We start from the raw sequence: 20,868 nt of genomic DNA, 5'->3' as shown, positions 1-20,868 counted from the left end.
TATCTGGCGTTGACTTTTGGCACGCTGTTGAGTTCTCAAGGAACGGACGCTTCCTTCGAAACCATTTCACCGGTTTCTCCGGGCGCTTCCCTTCGCTGTGTTCACTACTTTAGCTGATTTCCCTTCGGGCTCCTAATCGGAGTCCCGGGCCTTATTTTCGCGCAGCGAAAAGAGACCCTGTTATGGGAGTCATCTGTAGTGGTTGGCCGCTCCGGGGCTGCTCTGCTCCGACCTGCTGGTCGTAACGACAGCGCTGCCCGTCTCAAGCGGCTCGGGCTACGTTAGGCGTCCGGCCGTACGGAGTCAAGTTCCGACCTGACGGCTCGTCGGATTCCGGCGGCGGGGGGTGTGGGCCCGGTACGGGCTGACCGAGGGTTCGCCGTCGATCCAGAACCGCCACGGGTGGGTGGCGCCCTCGCCGCCGACGCCCGTCCGCGGTCCGCTCAGTACCTGCTCGGGGCGGGCGGGCCGACCGTTGAGGATCACCATCGGTCCGTCCGGACCCGCGCAGACATCGGTGCCGTCCAGACGGCGGTCCACCTCGAGGGCGGTGGCCAGCCGGGCCGGGCCCTTCGCCAGTTCCTGGTCGTTGCGGGCCTTCGGCCGTCGCTGATGGGCCCGCTCATGACCGTGCAGCACCTCGGCCGCGCGGAGCAGTACCCCGCTGGGAGAGCCCACTGGACCGCAGACCAGGTTCAGACAGTGCCACATGCCGTAGGTGAAGTAGACGTATGCGTGACCCGGAGGTCCGAACATCACGGCATTCCGCTCGGTGCGGCCCCGGTAGGCGTGTGAGCCGGGGTCGGCGAGCCCCGCGTATGCCTCGACCTCGGTCAGCCGCACCTCGATCGGTCCGTCGGGGGTGCGCCGCACCAGTACGCGTCCGAGGAGGTCGGGGGCGACCTCGAGGACGGGGCGGTCGAAGAAGCTCCGGCTGAGCGGCGTACGGTCAAGTCCTGCTGTCACGCGGCCCGAGCGTAGTGGAACAGAGACCTCGCGGTGGTTGGAGCCGGAACCGTCCGCTGCGAGGGTGGATCCGGCGGAACCGCCGCTGGCTGTTTCGCGTTTCTAGGGTTCAACAGGGATCGAGTGCGATCGAGAGAGGACACGGTGACGTGTCCTTGAGAGGGAGAACATGGGCTTCAAGAAGCTGCTCGCGAGTCTGGGTGCCGGTGGCGCCTCGGTGGAGACGGTGCTGACCGAGGAGAACGTCCTTCCGGGCGGTGTCGTGCAGGGCGAGGTCCGCATCCAGGGCGGCTCGGTCGCGCAGCAGATCGAGGGACTCTCCGTCGGCCTCCAGGCGCGGGTGGAGGTGGAGGGCAACGACCAGGAGCACAAGCAGGACATCGAGTTCACCCGGCAGCAGCTGGGCGGGGCGTTCGAGGTCCAGCCGGGCGCCGTGCACGCGGTGCAGTTCGGCCTGGAGATTCCGTGGGAGACCCCGGTCACCACGTTCCTGGGCCGTCATCTGACCGGGATGAACGTGGGTGTGACCACCGAGCTCCAGATCGCGCGTGCGGTGGACTCCGGTGACCTGGACCCGGTCAATGTGCATCCGCTTCCGGCCCAGCAGGCGATCCTGGACGCCTTCGGCGCCCTCGGCTTCCGCTTCAAGAGCGCCGACCTGGAGCGCGGCCACATCCGCGGGACCCGTCAGCGGCTGCCGTTCTACCAGGAGATCGAGTTCTACGCGCCCGAGCAGTACCGGGGCCTGAACCAGGTGGAGCTGACCTTCGTCGCGGACGACCGTGAGATGGACGTCGTGCTGGAGATGGACAAGAAGCCGGGGCTGTTCACCGAGGGCAGTGACTCCTACCGGTCCTTCACGGTGAACCTGGCGTCCTTCCAGGAGACCGACTGGGCCGCCTACTTGAACCAGTGGCTCGCCGAGGTCGGCGGCAAGCGCAGCTGGTTCTGAGCCGCGGCTTCTGAGCCGCCCGGCCTTACGCCGCTTCCGTACGGGGCGCGCGCCGAATGTGTTTCGGTGCGCGCCCCGCGCGTTCTCAGGAGGCGTCGGCGCAGTGCACGGTGAGCGGGATGCCGCGGGAGGCCCAGTACGACACCGTGTCCGCCAGGATGTCGGAGGCGATGGCGGCGGCGTCGGGGGCCGCGTCGCGGAAGGCCGTCCAGCCCCGGACGTGCAGCAGATAGCCACCGGCCTCGCCCCACCAGGACAGATCGGTGAGGCAGTCGGCGAGCGCGTCCCAGTTGTGCCCGAACCAGTCGGGGAACCGCAGGTCGTGTGCGCAGCGGGCGAGGAGGCCGTCCTTGTCGGACACACCGTCGAGGTTCAGCGAGAGGGCGGGGGTCGGGCCGGTCATGGCCGCCATGGTGCCAGCCCCATGGGCGTCGGTCTCGTTAGGCTGGCCGCGCAGCTGATCCAGCGCGACCTTCAGGAGGTTTCGACGTGTCCGAGCAGAAGCGGCGCCCGCTCCCCCATGACTTCCATCCGCAGGTGCCGTCGTTCACCGTGGTGAGTGACGATGTGGAGCCCCAGGCCACCCTCAAGCCGGCGCAGGTGGCGGCGGAGGGAAACACCTCACCGCACCTTCGCTGGGAGGGTTTCCCGGCGGGGACGAAGAGCTTCGCCGTCACGTGCTTCGACCCGGACGCGCCCACGGGCAGCGGGTTCTGGCACTGGGTGCTCTTCGACATCCCGGCGAACGTCACCGAGCTGCCGGCCGGTGCGGGCAACGGTGACTTCGCCGGGCTGCCCGCGGGTGCGGTGCATGTGCGCAATGACTACGGCACCCGGGACTTCGGCGGGGCCGCGCCGCCGCCCGGGGACGGTTCGCACCGTTATGTGTTCACGGTCTACGCGGTGGACTCCGAGAAGCTGGGTCCGGACGCCGAGGTGTCGCCCGCGGTGGTCGGTTTCAACCTGCGTTTCCACACGGTGGGCCGTGCCCAGCTGATCGGTGAGTACGAGGTGCCGGCCGCGGGCTGACACCGCGAAATTGCGTTGTCCTCGGCCGTGCTCCCGGCCAGAGTTGATCCCGGCCCGCCCGTGTCGGCGGCGGGCCGGGACACCGGGATGCGGGGGTGGTCGGGATGCGCGAGACGCTGGTTCTGAACGCGAGCTTCGAGCCGCTGGCGACGGTGACGCTGCGGCGTGCCGTGGTGCTGGTGCTCCAGGACAAGGCCGTTGTGGAGCACGCCCATCCCGGGCTGCGGATCAGGGCCGCCGATGTCGATCTTCCGGTGCCCCGGGTGATCCGGCTCTGCCGGTACGTACGGGTGCCGTTCCGAAGACGGGCGCCGTGGTCGCGGCGGGGGGTGCTGGTCCGGGACCAGCACCGGTGCGCGTACTGCGGCCGCCGGGCGGCAACGGTGGACCATGTGGTGCCTCGGTCGCGCGGGGGCGGGGACACCTGGCTGAATACGGTCGCCTCGTGCGCCGAGGACAATCACCGCAAGGCGGACCGGACTCCGGAGCAGGCGGGGATGCGGCTGCTCAAGACCCCGTTCGAGCCGACGCCCTCGGACGCGCTGTTGCTGGCGCTGGGGGCGGTGGAGCGGGACGCGCTGCCGGAGTGGCTGGCGCTGCCGGCCTGATCTCGGGCGTTCCCTACCGCATGGTGCACCGTGGCCACCGGGCCAACTCATCGCCGCATACGGTGAGTTGGCCCGGACGGCGCTTCAGTCGATCGTGGGCTGCTCGCGGCGCGGGGCGGGCGCCTTGCCGGCGGGGGCGCCGCCGCCGTTGCCACCGCCGGTCATCGGGCCGAAGTTGCCGATGGCACCGCCGAGGCCCTTGAGGGCGTCACCGATCTCGCTGGGCACGATCCAGAGCTTGTTGGCGTCGCCTTCGGCGATCTTCGGCAGCATCTGGAGGTACTGGTAGGAGAGCAGCTTCTGGTCCGGGTCTCCGGCGTGGATGGACTCGAAGACCGTACGGATCGCCTGGGCCTCGCCCTCGGCGCGCAGTGCGGCGGCCTTCGCCTCACCCTCGGCGCGGAGGATGGAGGACTGCTTCTCACCCTCGGCGCGCAGGATCTCGGACTGCCGGACACCTTCGGCCTGGAGGATCGCGGCGCGCTTGTCACGGTCGGCGCGCATCTGCTTCTCCATCGAGTCCTGGATGGAGGTCGGCGGCTCGATCGCCTTGAGCTCGACGCGGTTGACGCGGATGCCCCATTTGCCGGTGGCCTCGTCGAGGACGCCGCGCAGCGCCGCGTTGATCTCCTCGCGGGAGGTCAGGGTGCGCTCGAGGTCCATGCCACCGATGATGTTCCGCAGGGTGGTGACGGTCAGCTGCTCGATCGCCTGGATATAGCTGGCGACTTCATAGGTGGCGGCGCGGGCGTCGGTCACCTGGTAGTAGATGACGGTGTCGATGTTCACCACCAGGTTGTCCTGGGTGATCACCGGCTGCGGGGGGAACGGCACGACCTGTTCCCGCAGATCGACCCGGTTGCGGATGGAGTCGATGAACGGGACGACGATGTTGAGTCCCGCGTTGAGGGTGCGGGTGTAGCGTCCGAAGCGCTCGACGATGGCGGCACTGGCCTGCGGGATGACCTGGATCGTCTTGATCAGTGCGATGAAGACGAGCACCACCAGGATGATCAGGACGATGATGATCGGTTCCACAGCGGCTCCCCGTGCCCTTCATGCGTGGCTCTGGTTGGTCGGGATGATCAGGTCTGGTGGTTCTCGAAGGTGGAGTCTGTCAGATCGGCGGTCGGGTCCGCAGCTCGACCAACTGGCGCTCCGCTCTTGGCGGGACGTGGTGACTACGGCGTCTACATGACGACGGCCGTGGCGCCGTCGATCTCCACCACATCGACCTGCTGACCGGGCTCGTACGCCTGGTCGGGGTCGAGCGAGCGGGCCGACCAGATCTCACCGGCGAGCTTGATCCGCCCGTCGCCGCTGCCGTCGACGCGCTCCAGCACCATCGCCTGACGGCCTTTCAGCGCCTCGACACCGCTGCGCAGTCCGGGCTGCTGACGGCGGCTGCGGACCGCCATCGGCCGTACCACGGCGACCAGCGCCACCGAGACGGCGCAGAAGACGATGACCTGGAGGACCAGACCACCGCCGAGCGCGTCGGTGAGGGCACCGGCGACCGCGCCGACGGCGACCATCCCGAACTCGGGCATCGCGGTCAGCACGAGCGGAATGCCCAGACCTACGGCGGCGATCAGCCACCACACCCACGGATCCACGTGTTCATGGTAGTTGCCCGGGTCGAACGGGGACAGGGCACAGATCAATTACCGGAGGCACACCCGGCGCAGGGGGCGGACATCAAGCCAGCGGGAGGCCCTGCGCGGTCCAGCGGCCACCGGCTGTCTCCACGACCAGCGGGAGGCCGAAGCAGCGCGAGAGGTTGCGGGAGGTCAGCTCGGTCTCGACGGGACCCGCGGTGAGCACGTTGCCCTGGCGGATCATCAGCACATGGGTGAAGCCCGGCGGAATCTCCTCGACATGGTGGGTCACCATGACCATGGAGGGGGCGTACGGGTCGCGGGCGAGGCGGCCGAGACGGCGGACGAGGTCCTCGCGGCCGCCGAGGTCGAGACCGGCGGCGGGCTCGTCGAGCAGCAGGAGTTCGGGGTCGGTCATCATGGCGCGGGCGATCAGGGTGCGCTTGCGCTCGCCCTCGGAGAGGGTGCCGAACTTCCGGTCGAGGTAGTCGGTCATGCCGAGGCGGTCGAGGAAGGCGCGGGCGCGGCTCTCGTCGATGGCGTCGTAGTCCTCGTGCCAGTGGGCGGTCATCCCGTAGGCGGCGGTGAGGACGGTCTCCAGGACGGTCTGCCTGCGCGGCAGCTTCTCGGCCATGGCGATGCCCGCCACGCCGATACGGGGGCGCAGTTCGAAGACGTCGACGCCGCCGAGCCGCTCGCCGAGGATGGTGGCCGTGCCCGAGCTCGGGAAGAGGTAGCTGGAGGCGAGGTTGAGGAGGGTGGTCTTGCCGGCGCCGTTGGGGCCGAGGATCACCCAGCGCTCCCCTTCTTTGATCGACCAGGAGACCTCGTCCACCAGAGCCCGACCGTCGCGGACCACGGATACGTCCACCAGCTCCAGAACATCGCTCATGAGCGCGTTGTCTCCCATTGCAGTCTCGAGTGTCGCGTGCGCCTGTGGACGCCGCCCCCAGGGAAAACCTACGCCACCCGTTGTCGGTACCAGTCCTTAGGCTGGTGCCATGCTCGATGAACCACGTTCAGGGCGCCTCACGGCCTGGGGAAATGCCCTTCTTGCCGGACTTGTCTCACCGGATGAGGCCGTGCTCCGGATCGCGGGTGAGGACGCGTCGCACAGAGTGGCCGGGCTTCCCGGCGAGTCGGGTGGGGTCGGTCTCACCCTGGCGCTGGGGCGGCTGCGGGCGCTGGGGGCCAAGGGGCTGCGGGTGGCCCTGCCGATAGCCGGGCATCCGCTCGGGCTGAGCGGTCCGCCGGAGTTCAACGCACGGGCGATCGACGCCGGCGAGGCGGTGATCGCCACCGGGGTGGCGCTCGGCCTGCTGCCCGAGGTGGCCGCGGCGGGCCCCGAGGGGGACCAGCACATCGCGGTGGTCTGGCACTGTCTGCCGGTGCGGGAGGCGCCGCCCGCGGATGTGCCGTCGCTGGGCGAGGCCGAGCGGGAGCTGGCCGAGGCGCTGCGGGAGGCCACCGAGGTGCTGTCGCGGATGAATGTGGCCGGGGCGGGGCCGGTCGCCCAGGCGGCGCTGGAGGCGTACCGGGCGCGGGCGGAGCGGGGCCGTGAGGTGCTGGCGCCGGGCTATCCGCCGCGGGCGATCCGGGTGCTGGAGCTGGCGCAGCGGGTGGGTGCGCTGGTCGATATCGCGTATTCGGCGGGCGGGGACGGCCAGGAGCACGGCGGGGCGGTGAGCGCGTCGGAGATGGCGGCGCGGGCCGAGGCGCTGCGGCCGGTGGAGCGCACCTCGCGGCGGGCGCAGGTGGCCGCGTACAACGCGTATGTGGAGGAGCGGGGCGGGGCCTGACCGGCCGCGACGTACGGACTTCCGTACGGGCCGTACGTACGGGCCTTCCGTAAGGGGCGTCCGTACGGGCCTTCGTGCGGGCAGTCCGTACGGCCCTCTCCGCGGGCGGACAGGGCACCGGCCCCGGAGGCGATGCCTCCGGGGCCGGTCGGTGGTTCGTCACGCGGTCGCGCGGTGAACCATGGTCACCTGGCGACGCACGGGGTCGGCATGGCCATGTTCATGCCGCCGATGACGGTGATGGTGTCACCACAAGCGTTCACCGGCACGTGGACCGGCACCTGGACGTTGTTGCCCGAGACAACTCCGGGGGACATCAAAGCTCCACCGTCGGCCTGGGGGGTGTCGGCGGAGGCGACACCCGCACCGGCGATGGCGAGACCGCCGGCAGCGATGGTGATGGCCGCGAGCTTCTTGAAGTTCTTCACTGTGTAAAACCCTCCATAGCGTGTCACCGCGGTGGAACTCCGCAGTACGCAGTGGAGAACGCGGACCGGCCGATCAAGTTGCGCTGTTCGGGTGACATACACACGACGGTATGAATCCCGCACCAAACGACGGCATTCCTGTAGCAGCGTCAGATCAGCCCAGGGATGTTCTGAATTCGTAAGCCAATAGCTCGAGTTCAGTCAGGGGTGATCCGTTCATGCTCCGACTCCATGCCGGACCGCCCAGAGCGCGGCCTGGGTGCGGTCGGCGAGGTCCAGCTTCATCAGGATGTTGGAGACATGCGTCTTGACGGTTTTCTCGGACAGCACGAGCGCACGCGCGATCTCCCGGTTGGACCGGCCGTCCGCGATCAGCGCGAGCACCTCGCGCTCCCGCTCGGTGAGGGTGCCGCCGCGCCCCTGGCCGCCGCCGGACTCCTCCTGGGAGAGCAGGGCGAGCACCACCTCGGGCTGGAGCAGTACGTGCCCGGCGTGCACGGAGCGGATGGCGCCCGCGAGCGCCTCGGGGTCCACGTCCTTGTAGACATAGCCCGCGGCACCCGCGCGCAGGGCGGGTACGACGGTGCGCTTCTCGGTGAAGCTGGTGACGACCAGCACCCGGGCCGGGTTGTCGAGGTCGCGCAGGGTGCGCAGGGCCTGGATGCCGTCGACACCGGGCATCTTCACGTCCATGAGGACGACGTGGGGGCGCAGCTCCTCGGCGCGGGCGATGCCCTCCTCGCCGTTGGACGCCTCGCCCACCACATCGATGTCGTCCTGCACCTCGAGGAAGGTACGCAGTCCGCGCCGCACCACCTGGTGGTCGTCGACGAGCAGCACCCGAATCGTGCGTTCCGGCTCAGCCACCGGGCACCTCCATCTCGATCACGGTGCCGCTGCCGGGCGCCGAGTCAACCCTCATCGCCCCGCCGACGCCACCGGCGCGGTCCCGCATCGACACCAGGCCGAGGTGGCGTCCGGCCCGGCGGACGGCCGACGGGTCGAATCCGCTGCCGTCGTCGGTCACCCGCAGCCGGGCGCCCTGGCCGTGCCTGGTGAGCGAGACCCCCACGTTCATGGCGCCGGCATGGCGCAGCGCGTTGTGCAGGGCCTCCTGGGCCACCCGCAGCAGCGCCTCCTCCTGGGCCGCCGGGAGCGCCCGCACTCCCTGTGAGGAGAAGGTGACGCGGGCGGAGTGGACGCGGTCCAGCACCTGCGCCTGGGTGCGGAGCGTGGCCACCAGGCCGTCCTCGTCGAGGGCGGCGGGGCGCAGCTCCACGACGGCGGAGCGCAGCTCGTCTGCGGCCTCGGCGGCGAGCAGGGTGACCTGGTGCAGCTCCTCCTTGGCGCGGACCGGGTCGCGGTCGACCAGGGCGGTGGCGGCCTGGGCGGTCAGCCGGAGCGAGAAGAGCTTCTGGGAGACCGCGTCGTGCAGCTCATGGGCGAGCCTGGCGCGCTCCCCGGTGATGGTCAGCTCACGGCTGCGCTCGTAGAGGCGTGCGTTGGTGAGGGCGATGGCGGCGTGCTGGGCCAGGATGCCGAGCAGCTCCTCGTCACTCTCGGTGAAACCGCAGCCGCCCTCGGGTTTGGGACACCTCTTGTTCGCGAGGAAGAGGGCACCGAGAACTTCCTCCCCATCCGCAATAGGAAGTCCAATAAAGTCCGACATGTCCGGATGCGCGCTGGGCCAGCCCTCAAAACGCGGATCCTGGCGCACATCCGCCAGCCGCTGCGGGGTGGCGTCCTTGAGCATCGCGGCGAGGATCCCGTGCTGGCGCGGCAGCGGCCCGATGGCCTTCCACTGCTCTTCACTGACCCCATCTACTACGAACTGGGCAAAACCCCCATGGTCGTCCGAGACCCCCAGTGCGGAGTACTCCGCGTCAAGCAGTTCACGCGCGGACACAACGATCGTCTTTAGGACATCCCGGACTTCCAGATGCCTGCTCATGGCGAGCAGCGCACTGCTGATACAGGCCAGTCCCGCCCCGGCTCCGCCGTCCGCTCCATCGGTCATGGGCCCACCGTACCGACGGCTCGGCGAGTGCCGTATCGGCCGGTGGGAGGCCGTCGATCAAGACCTCCGCCCTAGGACGAACGGCGCACAAGTAACCGCCGAAGGGGCTGAAATATGGGCCCAAAAAGCGAACACCCTGCGCATTTGCGTGGGCACACCGCGCCATATGAGAGGGTCCGCAATGTGAGCCCGGACACAGGACCTATATCACTTACGAACGAGGTTAGTGGATGTTTTAAAGCGGCATGAGCGGGGACTACGGCCGCTCGCCCAGGCAGGGAGGGTCTACGTATCCACTAAGCAGCATCGTATGTCACACCTTTGCCACAGGTTTTTGCGACCGCTAAGAATTTCCCAGTCGCGCGGCGCCGTAGATCGAGAAACGGCGCACCAGGCGCCGATTCGGCCTGCGACACAAAGCGATTGGAAGAGGTCTACTCCGCCATGCCCCTCCCCAGCATCCCCGGTTACAACCGCCTGACCAAGACGCACAAGTACTCCGCCGCCGGTATCGCCGCCGCGGGTGCCGCAGCGCTCGCCTTCACCGTCGTCCCCGGCGGCGACGCGGACGCCTCGACGACCGCCCAGGACGTGCCGGCCAAGTCGGTCGCCTGGGACTCTCACAAGACTCAGCAGGACACCCTCAAGAAGCAGTCCGACCTGGCCAGCAAGCAGGCCAAGGACGCCGCCGCCGCGAAGAAGGCCGCCGACGCAGCCGCCGCGAAGAAGGCGGCCGAGGCCAAGAAGGCCGCCGAGGCCAAGGCCGCCAAGGAGCGCGAGGCCAAGGAGGCCGCGAGCCGCTCCGCCGCGCGCGCCGTGCCGGTCGCCGAGGCCAAGGAAAAGAAGAAGAAGGAATACCCGAACAACCTCGACGGGTGGATCCGCGAGTCCCTCGACATCATGAAGGACAAGGGCATCCCCGGCACCTACGAGGGCATCCACCGCAACATCATCCGTGAGTCCGGCGGTGACCCCCGGGCCATCAACAACTGGGACATCAACGCCCAGAACGGCGTGCCCTCCAAGGGCCTGCTCCAGGTGATAGCCCCGACCTTCAAGGCCTACCACGTCGAGGGCACCTCCTGGGACGCCTACGACCCGGTCGCGAACATCACCGCCGCGTGCAACTACGCGGCCGACCGGTACGGCTCCATGGACAACGTCAACGGCCCGTACTGAGCCGACGGCACGCACCGAGCCCGGCGTATGACGCCCGGCCCGCGAGCCGGCCTGTGAACGCCGAAGGGCGGCGGCACCCTCTGTGTGCGAGGGGTGCCTCCGCCCTTCGGGCATGTCCGGGCGCGTGCGCCGGGGGCGGTCGCGGCCACACGGGCCGCGACGCTCCGTTACTTGCGCATGACCTCCGGCTCATGGCGGCGCAGCAGCCGCGCGACCACGATGCCGCAGAGGATGCCGAGGATGATCAGCACGGCCATGTCGATCCCCCACTGCGTGGTGGTGTGCTCCCACAGCGGGTCAAGGTCATCGGGCTTCTTGCTGTCCCACGGCGCCATCATGTGACCGGAGCCGGGGCCCAGGTCCAGAGTGGCTCCGGCCGCGCCGACCGCCCAGCGGGACGGCATCAGCCAGGCGAACTGCTCCACTCCGAGCGATCCGTAGATCTTGAACAGCACACCGGTGAACACGACCTGGACGATCGCGAACATCACCAGCAGCGGCATCGTCTTCTCGGCGGTCTTCACCAGCGAGGAGATCACCAGACCGAACATCATCGAGGTGAAGCCGATCGCGATGATGGCCAGGCACAGCTCGGCGGCCGGCGACATCAGCAGCCCCTCTTCGGGCATCTTCCGCGTGGAGAGGCCGATCGCGCAGATGATGACGCCCTGGAGGGCGGTGATCACACCGAGCACGATCACCTTGGACATCAGATACGCGGAGCGGGACAGGCCGACGGCCCGTTCCCGTTCGTAGATGACCCGTTCCTTGATCAGTTCTCGCACGGAGTTGGCCGCGCCGGTGAAGCACATACCGACCACGAGGATCAGCAGAATCGTCCCGGCGGCCTGGTTGAACGAGCCCTTCGGAGCCATCTGGAGCCCGAACTTCCCTGGGATGACCACACTCACCGAGCCCAGCACGGCGGGCAGGATCACCATCAGCCCCATGAAGCCCTTGTCGGAGGCGATCACCGACAAGTAGCGGCGTATCAGCGTCCATAGCTGGGATCCCCAGCTCTGCGGCTTCTGCATCCGGGCCGGCGGGGGCTGGACGTGCACGGACTGCGGGGCGACCGAGTCGAGGTCGGCGGCGTACATCTGGTAGTGCTGCGAACCGCGCCAGCGGCCCGCCCAGTCGTAGTCCCGGTAGTTCTCGAACGCGGAGAAGACATCCGCCCAGGTGTCGTAGCCGAAGAAGTTGAGCGCCTCGTCCGGCGCGCCGAAGTAGGCGACCGAACCGCCGGGCGCCATCACCAGGAGCTTGTCGCACAGCGCCAGTTCGGCGACCGAGTGGGTGACCACCAGTACGGTGCGGCCGTCGTCGGCGAGGCCGCGCAGCAGCTGCATCACATCGCGGTCCATGCCCGGGTCGAGACCGGAGGTCGGCTCGTCCAGGAAGATCAGCGACGGCTTGGTGAGCAGCTCCAGGGCGACCGAGACGCGCTTGCGCTGGCCGCCGGAGAGCGCGGTGACCTTCTTCTCCCGGTGGATGTCGAGCTTGAGCTCGCGCAGCACCTCGTCGATCCGGGCCTCGCGCTCGGCCTCCGCGGTGTCACCGGGGAAGCGGAGCTTGGCCGCGTACCGCAGGGCCTTCTGGACGGTCAGCTCCTTGTGCAGGATGTCGTCCTGCGGAACGAGACCGATGCGCTGGCGCAGCTCGGCGAACTGCTTGTAAAGGTTCCGGTTGTCGTAGAGGACATCGCCCTGGTTGGCGGGGCGGTAGCCGGTGAGCGCCTTGAGCAGCGTGGACTTACCGGAGCCGGACGGGCCGATGACCGCGACCAGGGACTTCTCGGGGACGCCGAAGGAGACGTCCTTGAGGATCTGCTTACCGCCGTCGACCGTGACGGTCAGATGGCGGGCCGAGAAGGACACCGCACCGGTGTCGACGAACTCCTCGAGGCGGTCGCCGACCAGCCGGAAGGTGGAGTGACCGACGCCGACGGTGTCGGCCGGGCCGATGATCTGCTGGCGGACCGGCTGGCCGTTGACGTACGTACCGTTGTGGCTGCCGAGGTCGCGGATCTCGAAGCGGCCGTCGGGCAGCGCCCGGAACTCGGCGTGGTGGCGGGAGACCTGGAGGTCGGAGACGACCAGCTCGTTCTCCAGCGCACGACCGATGCGCATCACCCGGCCGACGGCCAGCTGATGGAAGGTGGTCGGGCTGCGGTCGCCCTGAGCGGGCGCCGGACCGGCGGGGCCGGTGGCCTGGGCCTGCTGCGGCGGGACCTGCTGGTGAGGGGCCTGCTGCGGGGCCTGCTGCTGCGGGATGAACGGCTGCTGCTGCGGCGCCTGAGGCTGCTGCGGCTGCTGCCAGCCCTGGGGCGGCTGCTGGCCGCCCTGCTGGGGCCAGCCGGGGCCGGGCTGCTGCGGTGGCTGCTGCGGCTGCTGGGCCGGAGGCTGCTGGGCCTGCTGGGGCATGCCCATCGCGCCCTGCTGACCGGGGCCCTGCTGACCGGCGGCCTGCTGACCCTGCTGGCCGTAGGCGCCCGAGCCGCCCGTGGCGGCGCCCGCCCCCGCGCCCGCCGCCCCCGAGGAGATGCTCAGCCGTGGACCGTCGGTCGCGTTGCCCAGATGGACCGCAGCACCGGGGCCGATTTCCAGCTGCTGGATGCGCTGGCCCCGCACATAGGTGCCGTTGGTACTGCCGTGGTCCTCAATGACCCAACTACGCCCGCCCCACCGCACAGTGGCGTGTCGCCAGGAGACTCTCGCGTCGTCCAGCACCATGTCGCCCTGCGGGTCGCGCCCCAGGCTGTACGACCTGGACGGGTCAAGCGTCCAGGTCTGTCCGTTCAATTCCAGTACGAGTTCCGGCACTCCATGCCCCACTACTTGTCCCCCGAGGTACCCCCTGCACTAGGGAGTCTAGGGATGGCGAACATCGTGAGGAACTATTTCAGGCTCAGTCCCTTAACCGGAAGTCGGGTTTTGACAAGACCACATCCCGGGCACCCTCGACTCATCCGAAAGGCCCTCGGAAAGTGGTAAGCACTGACGGATAGTGCAGATCATGGATTATCCGGGCAACTCCCATCGTTCAGGAGTCGAGGGCATGAGCGCGAGCGACCGCCGCCGACTGCCCTGGGGGCATGCGTTGCTCACCGCCATCGCCGCGGTGAGCTGGGCTTTTCTGGCGATGGCGGGCATCGCGGCGCTCGGTCTGCACTTGATCGGCGCCGATGGGGCCGGGGCGCTCGGCCCCATGACCGCCGCGGCGATGGTGCTGGCGCTCGGCGGCACCGTGAGCCCTTCCGGGGATATCGAGACGTTCGGGCTGAAAGGCGCCGAAGCCCATAGCGCCATCGATATCGCGCCACTTGGGGTGAGCCTGGTCGGAGCGTTGCTGCTGGGATGGGTGTTTCTGCGTTCGCTGCGCTCCGCGGGGGCGACCCTGCCGGGGGCCGAACTCGCCCTGCGGGCGGGCCTGGTGGTCGTCGTCTTCCTGCTGCTGCTCACCGGGCTCACCTGGGTGGGCAACGATACGATCACGATCGACGGCGCGCAGCTCGGACTGGACCAACTCGGCAGGCGCGCGGAGCGGGAGCTGCTGGACCGGCTCCCCGACGAGCTGGGCGATCTCGGGCAGATCGGCGCGGGGCTGCTGCCGGACCGGCTCGCCGGACTGGCCGACGCCAAGGCGTCCGTCGGCTTCACGGTGGCGGCCGGGCGTTCGCTGCTGGGCGGTGCCGTATGGATCGTGGCCGTCCTGCTGCTCGCACTGCTCGCCTCGCGGCGCACTCCGCTGCCGCCGGGCGCGGAGGCGCTGCACCGTACGGTCCGGCCCGCGATGTCCGCGCTGTGCGGGGTGCTGGTGCTCGCGGTGGTGGCCGGTCTCGCGACGGCGGTCTACGCGGCGGCCGGTGATGACCACCCCCGTCTGGTGCTCGGCACGGCGCTGCTCGCCGCCCCCAACGGGGTGTGGCTGGGGACCGCGCTCGGGCTGTTCGTGCCCTGGCACGGCAGTGTGACCGGAGCGCTGGTCCGGGTGCTGCCCGACCCCGTCGACGCGTTGCTTGCCGGGCGGGGCGATGAGCCGATCACGGTGGGGCGGCTGGCCGAACTGGACGGTGAGGTCTGGCTGCTGGTGGTCGCGAGCGCGCTGCTGGTACTCGCGGCGGGGGTGCTGACGGCGGTACGTACGCCCGTCACAGGCAACCGTCCCCGGGCGCTCGGGGCGGCGGCCGGGGCGTGCGCGCTGCGGCTCGCGCTGGTGACCGCGCCGGTGCTGGCCCTGCTGGTGTGGCTGACCAGGGTGTCGGCGGGAGCGAGCCTGTCCGTGTTCGGCTTCGACGCCTTCGGCGCCGGGCTGGAGCTGCACGGCAACGTCCCGCTGGCCCTGCTGCTGGGCGCCGCCTGGGGCGCGACGGCAGGCGCCCTCGGCGCCCTGATCGCCCACACCACAGGGGCAGCGGGCCGCTGGGCGACCCCACTGGCCCAAGGCATCCCGGATGGCCGAGAGGGCGAGGACAGCGCGAGCGGCGGGCACGGGACCCGATGACCACCGCCGCGCCCCGGTGCCAGGGCCCCGGCGGCGGCGCGCGCACCCAGGCACGCGTGAGTGGGGCGTCCGCGAGGACGGACACGGCGCGAGCGACTCATGTGGTGGCTCGGCATGGATCGGGGCGACCCGGTGCGCCGCGACACAGCACGGCGACCCCGGCCCGGCCCACGGGCAACCGTGGCGGGGATGGTGAGCCCGCCCGGGCGGTGGCGGAAGCGCCATCGGCTTGCACGGGCGGCGCCGGAACCGGTGACGGCCGGGGCGGTGGGAGCGCATCGCGAGACCTCGGTGACGAGGGCGACGGCGTGGCACGGGCAGCCGCATCCGGCGAGCAGCGCGAACACCGGTGGCCACCGGCGGGCGGTCGCAGACGGCGTGCGGTGACCACCGGTGTGGATCGGGCGCGCGACCGCACAAGAGGGGTCGGCGACGGGCGGATCTCGGCGGCACCCGGACCGTCCCGCCCGCCCCGCGGGACCGGCGGGGCGCGGGGTGGACGGGGGGTGAACGTTGGGCGCCGGGCGGCCGTCCAGCAGCCGGGCTGCCGCGCGTGTCCCACCGGCGGCCGGATACGGTGGGAAGACCATGAGCACACCGCAGACGCCACCTGCCGCCGCCGTTCCGGGCGACGATGCCCCCACGCTCCTCGTCAAGATTTTCGGCAAGGACCGCCCCGGTATCACCGCCGGGCTCTGTGACACCCTCGCCGCCTACGACGTGGACATAGTCGATATAGAGCAGGTCGTCACCCGGGGCCGCATCGTGCTGTGCGTGCTGGTGACCGCCCCCACCGCCGGTGACGGCACCGAGGGGGATCTGCGCGCCACCGTGCACAGCTGGGCCGAGTCCATGCGGCTCCAGGCCGAGATCATCTCCGGCCGGGGTGACAACCGGCCGCGCGGCACCGGCCGGTCGCATGTCACCGTGCTGGGTCATCCGCTGACCGCCGAGGCCGCCGCCGCCGTCGCGTCCCGTATCACCGGCACCGGTGGCAACATCGACCGGATCTTCCGGCTGGCGAAGTACCCCGTGACGGCGGTGGAGTTCGAGGTGTCCGGCGCCGAGACGGAGCCGCTGCGCACCGCGCTGGCCACCGAGGCCGCGGACATCGGGGTGGATGTGGCCGTCGTGGCGTCGGGGCTCCAGCGCCGGGCGCAGCGGCTGGTGGTCATGGACGTGGACTCGACGCTCATCCAGGACGAGGTGATCGAGCTCTTCGCGGCGCACGCGGGGTGCGAGGCCGAGGTCGCCGAGGTCACCGCCCGGGCCATGCGCGGTGAGCTGGACTTCGAGCAGTCGCTGCACGCGCGCGTGGCGTTGCTGAAGGGCATCGACGAGTCCGTGGTGGACAAGGTGCGCGCGGAGGTCCGGCTGACGCCCGGCGCCCGTACCCTGATCCGCACCCTGAAGCGGCTCAACTACCAGGTGGGTGTGGTGTCCGGTGGCTTCACCCAGGTCACCGATGACCTCAAGGAGCGTCTGGGGCTTGACTTCGCCTCCGCCAACACCCTGGAGGTGGTGGACGGCAAGCTGACCGGCCGGGTGGTCGGCGAGGTGGTGGACCGGGCGGGCAAGGCGCGGTTGCTGCGGCGGTTCGCGGCCGAGGCCGGGGTGCCGCTGGTGCAGACCGTGGCGATCGGCGACGGCGCCAACGATCTGGACATGCTGAACGCGGCCGGGCTCGGGGTCGCCTTCAACGCCAAGCCGGTGGTGCGGGAGGCCGCGCACACGGCGGTGAACGTGCCGTTCCTGGACACGGTGCTGTATCTGCTGGGCGTGACCCGCGAAGAGGTCGAGGCGGCCGACGCCCACGTGGACTGAGTTCGCCCGGGGGTGTCGGGACGCGTACCGGCCCCCGCCCCGTCCTCCGACGGCGGGGCGGGGGCCGGTGGTGGCTCACTCGTGGGGCGCCCAGAAGGTGGTGAGGCGGCCGACGCCGTGCTCGACGGACTTCCAGGAACCGCTGAAGGTCACCACGGCGAATCCGGAGGTGGGGAAGCCGGAGCGGGACATCCGCTCCCGGGTGCCCTCCTCGGCCTCGCCCGCGAGGGCGTCGGCGAGGGCGTGCATCCCGGGGTTGTGCCCGACGACCAGCAGATCGGTGATGTCGTCGGAGGTCTCGCCGACCACCGCCAGCAGCTCGCCGAGCGAGGCGTCGTACAGACGGTCCTCGTAAACGGTCTTGGGGCGATGGGGCAGCTCGTGGACGACCAGCTTCCAGGTTTCGCGGGTGCGCACGGCCGTGGAGCAGAGGGTGAGTTCGGGGGTGAGACCGGCTTCGGCGAGCCGGCGCCCGGCGATCGGGGCGTCCTTGCGGCCGCGCTCTGCGAGCGGTCGCTCATGGTCTGCCACCTCGGGCCAATCGGCCTTGGCATGTCGGAGAAGGACAATCCTGCGGGGCACATCGACGCTCATGCGTCCCAGCTTCGCATGAAACGGTGGTCCAGGCGCAGGGTGCGGGAACGACCTGATCAAAGGTGAGCAACCACGGTCCGGTGGCGGGCGCGGAAGATCACCGCGAGCGCGGCGGTCACGCCCCCTGACGCGTGACGACCTGCTGCACCAGCCCCAGGACTTGCGAGACCGCGCCCGAGCCGGTGGTGGCATGGGCGTCGGCGGGCCCGGCCAGCAGGAGCAGCAGCGCCGCGAAGGCGACGGCGGGAAGCGCGATGGCCCACCACGGCAGCCGTATCTCCACACCGCTGTGCACCGGAGGGACGGGGCGGATGTGGCTGCGGGCGGACATGGGGATCGCCTCCGGGACAGCGGATCGGGTGCGGTGCATCGGATGGTTCGACCTTACGGAGCGGGCACGGCCGCTCCCATCCGGTGATCCACCCACTTACCCCTGACCCTGACCCCCTAGGGGATGGTGGTGGTAGCCCCACCCCGGCGCCCGGAGGGTGTCCCAAAGGTCCCTCGTGCCCCCAACGTCCCGTCGGTCAGGGCGAGACGAGGGCGGCGACCACTCCGATGATCACCGTGATACCGAGCATCACGCCCAGGATGATCAGGAGCTTCTTCTGGCCGTCGGGGGGGTTCTCATCGAGCACAGGCATGGTCCGAGTGTCCCACCCCCGGTCCGGAGCTCCGGACCGGGGGCACGTCCCGCGGAGGCCCGGGGGCACGTCCGCGGCGGCCCGGGGCGGCGCCGGTCAGATCTCGTCCTCGAGGGTGCGATTGCGCCCGGCCAGCACCCCCGCCACGATCTGCGGCACCATCAGCGCGGCCATCAGCGCGATCGGCTGTCCCCAGCCGCCGCTGTGCTGGTAGAGCGCGCCGACCAGCAGCGGGCCGGGGATGGACAGCAGATAGCCGGTGCTCTGGGCGAAGGCGGACAGCCGGACCACACCCGCGCTGGTCCGCGCCCGCATGCCGATCATGGTGAGGGCGAGCGGGAAGGCGCAGTTGGCGACGCCGAGCAGCAGGGCCCACGCCCAGGCGCCCTCCGCCGGGGCCAGATAGAGCCCGGTGTAGCCGCTGAGCCCGAAGACACCGAGGATCACCACCAGTACGCCCTGATGACGCAGCCGGGCGGCGATCGGCGGCAGCACGAAGGACAGCGGCACCCCCATGGCCATGATCACGGCCAGCAGCACCCCGGCGGTGGACGCGGAGACGCCCGCGTCCCGGAAGATCTGCGGCATCCAGCCCATGGTGATGTAGGCGGCGGTGGCCTGGAGGCCGAAGAAGACGGCCATCGCCCAGGCGATGGGGCTGCGGGTGATGGGCCGCGCCCGCCCGGCCGGTTCGGCCGCGTCCGTACCGGAGCGCGGCGCCCCCGCGTCCTTCGTAGGCGCCTCCCCCGCGTCCTTCGTACGGTCACGGGCGAGGAACAGCCAGGGCACCAGGGCGACCGCGGCCAGCAGCGCCCACACCCCCAGCCCGGCCCGCCAACTGACGTCCAGCGCATCGGTCATGGGCACGGTGGCCGCCGCGGCGGCCGCGGTGCCGAGCGAGAGGCCCATGGAGTACAGACCGGTCATCGCGCCCACCCGGTCGGGGAACCAGCGCTTGACGATCACGGGCATCAGCACATTGCTGACCGCTATGCCCGCCAGCGCGAGCGCGCTGGCGGCCACGAAGGCCGGGGTGCCGCCCGCGAAGGGGCGCAGGCTCAGCCCCGCGGTGATGGCGGCGAGTCCGGCGCAGACGACGGCGCCGGGCCCCCGGCGGCGGGCCAGCCGGGGCGCGGTGAGCCCGAAGAGCGCGAAGCAGACGGCGGGCACCGAGGTGAGGAGTCCGGCGACGGTGCCGCTCATGCCGAGCCCGTCACGGACCTCCTCGAGCAGCGGGCCGAGGCTGGTGACGGCGGGCCGGAGGTTGAGGGCGGCCAGCAGGATTCCGACGATCAGGAGACGTCCGCGCCAGGGCGAGCCGACGGGGCCCGGCCCGGGCTCCCGGGTGGCAGTCGGAGCGGCACTGGAGGAAGCCGGAGGAGTGTCGAGGGTGGTGAGGTCGTCGCGTGCTGGCATGCCGACCATCATAGAATGATGGGATGAATAGCTGTCCAGTCGAAGACAACCGCACGGTGACGGCCGGGCGGCATCATGGAAGTACCCGCTTCCAAGCCCCAGGCACAGGAGAGTCATGCCGCTGACCTCGCCCCAGCGCTCCGTCCTCGCCGACCAGGTGATCGCCCAGCTGCGCGCCCAGATCACCTCGGGCGAATGGCCGGTGGGCTCGCGGATCCCCACCGAACCCGAGCTGGTCGAGCAGCTGGGGGTGGCCCGCAACACCGTGCGCGAGGCGGTGCGGGCGCTCGCCCACAACGGTCTGCTGGACATCCGGCAGGGCTCGGGCACCTATGTGCTGGCCACCAGTGAGCTGGCCGGGGTGATGCACCGCCGCTTCGCCGCCGCCGATCCGCAGCATGTGGCCGAGTTGCGCAGCGCCCTGGAGACGAAGGCGGCGCGGCTGGCCGCCGAGCGCCGCACCGAGCAGGAGCTCAAGGGTCTGGACGCCCAGCTGGAGCGCCGGGAGCGGGCCTGGGACGCGGGCGATCTGGAGGCGTTCGTCGAGGCGGACGCGACCCTGCACATGGCCGTGGTGGCCGCCTCCCACAACCCCGTCCTGGCCGAGCTGTACGCGGATCTGGGCGCGGTGGTGCGGGACTTCCTGCGGGCCGATGTGGACGGCGCGATGCGGCCGGAGCTGCATGTGGACCATGCGCGGATGGTGGAGGCGATCCGGGCGCGGGACGGCGAACGGGCGGCGGCCGAGGCCAGCACCCACCCGTTCGGCTGCCGTCAGGCCGTGGCCGGGCCCACCGGCTGAGGCCCCCGGGGCGCACCGGCTGAGGCACCTGGAGCCCACCGGTCAGCGGTGGCTCACCCACGCCTTGCGGATCTCCTTCCAGCACCGCTCGGCGAGCCGTACGTGCTGGGCCGGGCCGACCTCCACCGGACGGGCGTCCATGTCCGGATCCCACCAGCGGGCGCATTCGACGTGCAGCTGCACCCGGTCCACGCTCGGATTGGGGTTGTAGCAACTCACGGTGGCGTGTGAACCGCGCACCCAGGTGCTGCACGCGGCGATACGGGGGCGGGCGGGTTCCCGGGTGGCGGAGTGGGACGCGGCGACGGTCGACCCGGCCATTGCGACGATCAGGACAGCGGCGGCGACGCGCCGGGTCGTACGCATGGCGGGACCTCCTCGGCCGTGCTGTCGCTCCGGGAGTCGGTTCGTCCTACGTCGTCGTGCTACGTACTCCACAGTGCGCGGAACACCACCCGTACGCCCGCCCGGCGGGCCCGTTCGGGCTAACGCGCGGTACGCCGGACGGC

22 protein-coding genes are annotated in these 20,868 nt (G+C 70.5%); 8 read left to right on the top strand and 14 right to left on the bottom strand.

Translation table 11 applies throughout. The features are described 5' to 3' along the window. Positions 1-303: 303 nt before the first annotated feature. Positions 304-966 carry a DNA-3-methyladenine glycosylase gene (locus tag AB0C66_RS10585; protein WP_362435497.1) on the bottom strand — a complete coding sequence of 221 codons (663 nt, stop codon included), beginning with the start codon at positions 964-966 and terminating at the stop codon, positions 304-306. A 169-nt stretch (positions 967-1,135) separates the two neighbouring features. On the opposite strand from AB0C66_RS10585, the gene AB0C66_RS10580 reads away from it, so the two are divergent. Beyond that, positions 1,136-1,918 carry a sporulation protein gene (locus tag AB0C66_RS10580; protein ID WP_362435494.1) on the top strand — a complete coding sequence of 261 codons (783 nt, stop codon included), beginning with the start codon at positions 1,136-1,138 and terminating at the stop codon, positions 1,916-1,918. Between the two features lie 85 nt (positions 1,919-2,003). Here AB0C66_RS10580 and AB0C66_RS10575 read toward each other — a convergent pair whose 3' ends face one another. Continuing rightward, complete coding sequence (locus AB0C66_RS10575; protein WP_362435491.1) at positions 2,004-2,321, bottom strand: barstar family protein; 318 nt, start codon at positions 2,319-2,321, stop codon at positions 2,004-2,006. 86 nt (positions 2,322-2,407) lie between these two features. Between AB0C66_RS10575 and AB0C66_RS10570 the strand changes: the two genes are divergently transcribed. After that, positions 2,408-2,947 (top strand): YbhB/YbcL family Raf kinase inhibitor-like protein, encoded by a 540-nt coding sequence (locus tag AB0C66_RS10570; protein WP_362435489.1) that lies wholly within the window; start codon positions 2,408-2,410, stop codon positions 2,945-2,947. A gap of 104 nt (positions 2,948-3,051) precedes the next feature. Next, a complete protein-coding gene (locus AB0C66_RS10565) occupies positions 3,052-3,555 on the top strand; it encodes an HNH endonuclease (protein ID WP_362435486.1) in 504 nt (167 codons plus the stop codon). Positions 3,556-3,639: 84 nt separating this feature from the next. Here the strand turns inward: AB0C66_RS10565 and AB0C66_RS10560 are convergent, their stop codons facing one another. From AB0C66_RS10560 to AB0C66_RS10550, 3 genes are all read right to left on the bottom strand, one after another. Beyond that, the gene (locus tag AB0C66_RS10560) at positions 3,640-4,593 is read right to left on the bottom strand and encodes an SPFH domain-containing protein (protein WP_362435484.1); all 954 of its coding nucleotides are present in this window, start codon (positions 4,591-4,593) and stop codon (positions 3,640-3,642) included. A 152-nt stretch (positions 4,594-4,745) separates the two neighbouring features. Then, positions 4,746-5,171 (bottom strand): NfeD family protein, encoded by a 426-nt coding sequence (locus AB0C66_RS10555; protein ID WP_362435482.1) that lies wholly within the window; start codon positions 5,169-5,171, stop codon positions 4,746-4,748. Between the two features lie 82 nt (positions 5,172-5,253). Then, a complete protein-coding gene (locus tag AB0C66_RS10550; protein WP_362435479.1) occupies positions 5,254-6,045 on the bottom strand; it encodes an ABC transporter ATP-binding protein in 792 nt (263 codons plus the stop codon). 109 nt (positions 6,046-6,154) lie between these two features. On the opposite strand from AB0C66_RS10550, the gene AB0C66_RS10545 reads away from it, so the two are divergent. Next, positions 6,155-6,952, top strand: coding sequence for a hypothetical protein (locus tag AB0C66_RS10545; RefSeq protein WP_362435477.1), 798 nt, complete (start codon positions 6,155-6,157; stop codon positions 6,950-6,952). 185 nt (positions 6,953-7,137) lie between these two features. Here AB0C66_RS10545 and AB0C66_RS10540 read toward each other — a convergent pair whose 3' ends face one another. The 3 genes from AB0C66_RS10540 to AB0C66_RS10530 all read right to left on the bottom strand — a co-directional run bounded on the left by AB0C66_RS10540 (position 7,138) and on the right by AB0C66_RS10530 (position 9,397). After that, complete coding sequence (locus AB0C66_RS10540) at positions 7,138-7,380, bottom strand: chaplin (protein WP_362435475.1); 243 nt, start codon at positions 7,378-7,380, stop codon at positions 7,138-7,140. Between the two features lie 216 nt (positions 7,381-7,596). Continuing rightward, positions 7,597-8,247: a response regulator transcription factor gene (locus AB0C66_RS10535; protein ID WP_362435473.1), complete on the bottom strand. Its 651-nt coding sequence runs from the start codon at positions 8,245-8,247 to the stop codon at positions 7,597-7,599. Then, positions 8,240-9,397: a GAF domain-containing sensor histidine kinase gene (locus AB0C66_RS10530; RefSeq protein WP_362435471.1), complete on the bottom strand. Its 1,158-nt coding sequence runs from the start codon at positions 9,395-9,397 to the stop codon at positions 8,240-8,242. The genes AB0C66_RS10535 and AB0C66_RS10530 overlap by 8 nt, the downstream gene beginning before the upstream one ends. Before the next feature lie 444 nt (positions 9,398-9,841). Here AB0C66_RS10530 and AB0C66_RS10525 point away from each other — a divergent pair, with 444 nt between their 5' ends. Further along, on the top strand, positions 9,842-10,576 hold the full coding sequence (locus AB0C66_RS10525; RefSeq protein ID WP_362435469.1) for a transglycosylase SLT domain-containing protein: 735 nt from the start codon (positions 9,842-9,844) through the stop codon (positions 10,574-10,576). Between the two features lie 167 nt (positions 10,577-10,743). Here AB0C66_RS10525 and AB0C66_RS10520 read toward each other — a convergent pair whose 3' ends face one another. Continuing rightward, on the bottom strand, positions 10,744-13,410 hold the full coding sequence (locus AB0C66_RS10520) for an FHA domain-containing protein (RefSeq protein WP_362435466.1): 2,667 nt from the start codon (positions 13,408-13,410) through the stop codon (positions 10,744-10,746). Between the two features lie 223 nt (positions 13,411-13,633). Here AB0C66_RS10520 and AB0C66_RS10515 point away from each other — a divergent pair, with 223 nt between their 5' ends. Both AB0C66_RS10515 and serB read left to right on the top strand, forming a co-directional pair. Further along, complete coding sequence (locus AB0C66_RS10515; protein ID WP_362435463.1) at positions 13,634-15,079, top strand: streptophobe family protein; 1,446 nt, start codon at positions 13,634-13,636, stop codon at positions 15,077-15,079. A 588-nt stretch (positions 15,080-15,667) separates the two neighbouring features. Then, positions 15,668-16,903, top strand: a complete 1,236-nt coding sequence (gene serB / locus AB0C66_RS10510; protein ID WP_362435460.1) for a phosphoserine phosphatase SerB — start codon at positions 15,668-15,670, stop codon at positions 16,901-16,903. A gap of 75 nt (positions 16,904-16,978) precedes the next feature. Here serB and AB0C66_RS10505 read toward each other — a convergent pair whose 3' ends face one another. The 4 genes from AB0C66_RS10505 to AB0C66_RS10490 all read right to left on the bottom strand — a co-directional run bounded on the left by AB0C66_RS10505 (position 16,979) and on the right by AB0C66_RS10490 (position 19,557). Next, positions 16,979-17,497 (bottom strand): histidine phosphatase family protein, encoded by a 519-nt coding sequence (locus AB0C66_RS10505; protein WP_362435457.1) that lies wholly within the window; start codon positions 17,495-17,497, stop codon positions 16,979-16,981. A 115-nt stretch (positions 17,498-17,612) separates the two neighbouring features. After that, the gene (locus AB0C66_RS10500) at positions 17,613-17,828 is read right to left on the bottom strand and encodes a hypothetical protein (RefSeq protein ID WP_362435454.1); all 216 of its coding nucleotides are present in this window, start codon (positions 17,826-17,828) and stop codon (positions 17,613-17,615) included. 196 nt (positions 17,829-18,024) lie between these two features. Beyond that, positions 18,025-18,141, bottom strand: a complete 117-nt coding sequence (locus tag AB0C66_RS10495; RefSeq protein ID WP_362435451.1) for an SGM_5486 family transporter-associated protein — start codon at positions 18,139-18,141, stop codon at positions 18,025-18,027. 96 nt (positions 18,142-18,237) lie between these two features. Then, positions 18,238-19,557 carry an MFS transporter gene (locus AB0C66_RS10490; protein WP_362435448.1) on the bottom strand — a complete coding sequence of 440 codons (1,320 nt, stop codon included), beginning with the start codon at positions 19,555-19,557 and terminating at the stop codon, positions 18,238-18,240. Positions 19,558-19,672: 115 nt separating this feature from the next. Between AB0C66_RS10490 and AB0C66_RS10485 the strand changes: the two genes are divergently transcribed. Then, on the top strand, positions 19,673-20,359 hold the full coding sequence (locus AB0C66_RS10485; protein WP_362435445.1) for a FadR/GntR family transcriptional regulator: 687 nt from the start codon (positions 19,673-19,675) through the stop codon (positions 20,357-20,359). 42 nt (positions 20,360-20,401) lie between these two features. Here AB0C66_RS10485 and AB0C66_RS10480 read toward each other — a convergent pair whose 3' ends face one another. Beyond that, the gene (locus AB0C66_RS10480; protein ID WP_362435442.1) at positions 20,402-20,725 is read right to left on the bottom strand and encodes a hypothetical protein; all 324 of its coding nucleotides are present in this window, start codon (positions 20,723-20,725) and stop codon (positions 20,402-20,404) included. Between the last annotated feature and the right edge of the window lie 143 nt (positions 20,726-20,868).

Origin of the sequence: Streptomyces sp. NPDC048636 (genome assembly GCF_040650655.1) — a bacterium.
Lineage (GTDB): Bacteria > Actinomycetota > Actinomycetes > Streptomycetales > Streptomycetaceae > Streptomyces.
The sequence above is the reverse complement of the archived record's forward strand: the minus strand, read 5'-3'. Positions and strand labels throughout refer to the sequence as shown.